Source organism: Alcanivorax hongdengensis A-11-3, from assembly GCF_000300995.1.
Lineage (GTDB): Bacteria > Pseudomonadota > Gammaproteobacteria > Pseudomonadales > Alcanivoracaceae > Alcanivorax > Alcanivorax hongdengensis.
Map to the genome: position 1 here is coordinate 1 of NZ_AMRJ01000076.1, position 1,105 is coordinate 1,105.

General features: G+C 54.8%; 1 protein-coding gene and 1 pseudogene. One reads left to right on the forward strand and one right to left on the reverse strand.

Features of this window, described 5'->3' with window-relative positions; genetic code table 11:
- Positions 1-515, reverse strand: a pseudogene (locus tag A11A3_RS17110) (cation transporter); the annotation flags it as partial.
- Positions 516-610: 95 nt separating this feature from the next.
- Here A11A3_RS17110 and cadR point away from each other — a divergent pair.
- Entirely contained in the window at positions 611-1,018 is a 408-nt protein-coding gene (gene cadR, locus A11A3_RS17115; protein ID WP_008283426.1) for a Cd(II)/Pb(II)-responsive transcriptional regulator, read from the forward strand.
- The last annotated feature ends 87 nt before the right edge of the window (positions 1,019-1,105 follow it).

The following is a 1,105-nucleotide window of genomic DNA, read 5'->3' on the forward strand; positions in this document are numbered from 1 at the left end:
TGTCCAACCGCATAAAGGGCAAGCCCGTACACCGCCGCATCGGCAAAATTGTCCAGGGATTCTCCAATCAGGCCGGTGGACTGGGCGATCAGACCGGCAGTCATTTCCACCACGAACAGAAGTGCATTGATGCCGAGCAACCAGCGCAGGGTCCCGGATTCTTGCTTAGCAGAAGCTGCCGAAAACTCGGCGGCCTTGATGGTCTCCGGATTTGCAGCGACGGTTTCCTGAAGCGAGGCGCCTAGCCCCAAGGTCTTCAGTTTCGAGGTGACGGGCTCGACCTCGCCGTCATGCACGACCTTCAGCCGGCGGTTCGACAAGTCGAAGGACAGCGCCCGAATCTCCTCAAAGCCGTTCAGGGCTAGGCGAATCATTCGTTCTTCTGATGGACAGTCCATCTTCGGCACGGCATAAACACTGACCCATCTCCCTGGCGCCTCGGAGGAGGCCTGTATATCGGTATCCGCTGCGGACGTTGCATCACCGCCACAGGCGCCACCACAGGATTTGCTCATGATACGACTCCACTTGAACAATGTTGTGGTACCATTTAAAACTATAAAGCTACTATAAGGTCAATAGAGTAAAGAATCCGTTGGGGAGGAGGCTGATGCGCATTGGTCAGTTGGCGCAGTTGGTAGGGGTCGAAACACAGACGATCCGCTTCTATGAACAGCAGGGCTTGTTGCCGCCGCCTGATCGGCAGGACAACGGTTACCGTGTCTATACCGAGAAGTATGGTGAGGGGCTGGCCTTCATCCGTCGCTGCAGAATCCTGGGCCTGTCACTGGCTGAGATTCACGAACTACAGAGCTATCAGGACGACCCTCATCAGCCTTGTACCGCCGTCAACGCCTTGCTCGATGATCACATCTCTCATGTGCGGTCGCAGATAACCGCTCTGCAAGCGCTTGAGAAACAACTCGTTTCACTGAGAGCGAGTTGCAACGATGACCGGGAAGTTGAGGCGTGTGGGGTTCTTGCTGGAATTAGCGAAGGAAACATGCACCAGCAGTAGGTGAAGCATCAACCAGATAATCCGATGAGATGCCGGTCTGTCTCACTCTCATGCAAAGGTAAGATCAACCATTTAATCCGCTTACCC